Source organism: Streptomyces lonarensis (assembly GCF_012033735.1).
In the GTDB taxonomy this organism is placed as follows: domain Bacteria; phylum Actinomycetota; class Actinomycetes; order Streptomycetales; family Streptomycetaceae; genus Streptomyces; species Streptomyces lonarensis.
This window is the reverse complement of the sequence record NZ_JAAVJD010000416.1, coordinates 1-2,390: the sequence shown is the minus strand read 5'-3', so window position 1 is coordinate 2,390 and position 2,390 is coordinate 1. Positions and strand designations below refer to the sequence as shown.

Below are 2,390 nucleotides of genomic sequence, written 5' to 3'. Positions count from 1 at the left end.
TCGCTGCCCGGCTCGGCGGCGCGGGCGGCTGACCGGGGCTCGCCCGGGGTGCCGTCCTGCGGTCGCCGCGGCGCCGGTGAACCGCCGGGCGGCGTCTCCCCGGAGGTCTCCGGGACGTCGTCCGGGCTGCGGAGCGCGCCGCTGACACCGTCCCGGTCCTTGCGCGCCGCCTGGTGGCGGGCGCGGGCGCTGCCCGGCTCGGGCAGGGTCAGGGTGAAGGTCGAGCCCTGCCCCTCCGCGCTCCACACGTTGACGGACCCGCCGTGCGAGGCGGCGACGTGCTTGACGATTGCCAGGCCGAGTCCGGTGCCGCCGGTGGCGCGCGAGCGTGCCGGGTCCACCCGGTAGAACCGCTCGAAGATCCGCTCGCGGTCGGACTCGGAGATCCCTATCCCCTGGTCCGTCACGGAGATCTCGATCTGCCGCTGCTGCCTGCCGGCGGCGGTGCCGCCGGGGCGCGGCACCGGCAGGTGGCTGACGGCTATGGCGACCCGGGTGGAGGGCGGGCTGTAGTTCACGGCGTTCTCGACCAGGTTGCCGAGCGCGGCGGCGAGCTGGCCGCGGTTGCCCCACACCCGCAGGCCCGTGGTGCCGCCGCTGGCCATGGTGATGTCCTTGGTGGTCGCCGGCTGGCGGCAGCGGTCCATCGCCTCGGTGACGAGTTCGTCGACGCTGACCAGCTCCGCGTTGGTGAGCGGGTCGTTGTCCTGGACGCGGGAGAGGTCTATCAACTCCTGCACCAGGCTGGTCAGCCGGGTCGCCTCCACCTGCATGCGGCCGCCGAAGCGGCGCACCGTCTCCGGGTCGTCACAGGCGTCGACGACCGCCTCGGAGAGCAGCGAGAGCGCGCCGGCCGGGGTCTTCAGCTCGTGGCTGACGTTGGCGACGAAGTCGCGGCGGACCGCCTCGATGCGGCGGGCCTCGGTGCGGTCCTCCACCAGCAGCAGCACCAGCCGGGAGCCCAGCGGGGCGGAGCGGGCCGAGACGGCGAGGACGTCGCTGCGGGAGTGGCCGCGCGGCGGCAGCTCCAGTTCGCGCTGCCGGATCTCGCCGTCGCGCCGGGTGGAGCGGGCCATCTGGAGCATGGGCTCCACGGAGAGCCGACCGCCGCGGACCAGCCCGAGGGCGTAGGCGGCGGAGCTGGCCTTGACGACGCTGTCCGCCTCGTCGAGCACCACGGCCGAGGAGCGGAGCACCGAGAGCACGGTGTCCACGCCGGCCGGCAGGGTGGTGGGCTCGGGCACCTGCGCGGCGTCCCGGTGCGGGCGGTGCGGACGGGTCCGCTCGCGCTCGCTGATCCGGAAGGCGAGCATCGCGACGACACCCGTGCACAGCCCGACGAGCGCTGCCATCGCCGCGACCGCCACGTTCAAGTCCATGTCATCAGGTTATGCGGGTGGTGCACGGCGGCCACAGCACTGCGCGACGATGCTCGTCCGCAGGCCGGAAGATGTTCACCTTCGGGAAAGTCCCGGTTCACCTGGAGCGGCGGGACGCGACTCCTTGGGGGCGGAGCGTGGAACCGCAACGGGCGGGTACCGGTTTCATTGCCGGACACCGCGGCCCCCGACACAGGTGACTCGGCGGCTCGTAGAGTGGTTGGGACCGGCTAGGAAGGTACACAGATGCGTGACGCTTATCACGAGGAACTGGACGCCATCAGCGACAGCCTCGTGGAGATGGCCCGGTTCGTCGGCTCCGCCATGGGGCGGGCGACCACGGCGATGCTCGACGCCGACCTCAAGCTCGCCGAGAGCGTGATCGAGGCGGACAGCAAGGTCGACCAGATGCACCGCGACCTGGAGAACAACGCCATCGCCCTGCTGGCGCGCCAGCAGCCGGTCGCCACCGACCTGCGGATCGTCGTGACCTCGCTGCGAATGAGCGCCGACCTGGAGCGCTCCGGCGACCTGGCGGAGCACGTCGCCAAGGTGGCCCGGCTGCGGTTCCCCGAGTCCGCGGTCCCCCGCGACCTGCAGGCGACCATCCTGGAGATGGGGCAGCTGGCGCAGCGCCTGATGGCGAAGGCCGCCGAGGTCCTCATCACCAAGGACGTCGAGCTGGCGATGCAGCTGGAGCAGGACGACGACGAGATGGACACGCTGCACCGCACGCTGTTCCGGCACCTCATGGACGACCGCTGGAAGCACGGCGTCGAGACGGCCGTGGACGTGACCCTGCTGGGCCGCTACTACGAGCGGTTCGCGGACCACGCGGTCTCCGTCGCCCGCCGCATGGTCTACCTGGTGACGGGTGAGCACGCGGACGAGTTCGAGCCGGAGTCGCTGACGCAGGCGGTCGCCGCGGAGAAGAAGACCGAGGGCTGACCCGGGCGCGACCGGCCGACGGTCGCCCCGGCCCTGGCGCCGCCGTCCCTCCGGGGGCGGCGG

Annotated in this window: 2 protein-coding genes; one reads left to right on the top strand and one right to left on the bottom strand. The window is 72.8% G+C overall.

Annotation, left to right across the window (positions count from 1 at the left end):
• Positions 1-1,379: sensor histidine kinase (locus HCN56_RS25175; protein WP_167974905.1), on the bottom strand; the 1,379-nt coding region annotated here is incomplete at its 3' end.
• A 246-nt stretch (positions 1,380-1,625) separates the two neighbouring features.
• Between HCN56_RS25175 and phoU the strand changes: the two genes are divergently transcribed.
• Positions 1,626-2,327, top strand: coding sequence for a phosphate signaling complex protein PhoU (gene phoU / locus HCN56_RS25170; protein ID WP_167974903.1), 702 nt, complete (start codon positions 1,626-1,628; stop codon positions 2,325-2,327).
• Positions 2,328-2,390 lie beyond the last annotated feature (63 nt).

Bases quoted from the DNA above. Each gene is read 5' to 3' on its own strand.
- phoU (WP_167974903.1), top strand. From the start codon at position 1,626: ATGCGTGACGCTTATCACGAGGAACTGGACGCCATCAGCGACAGCCTC.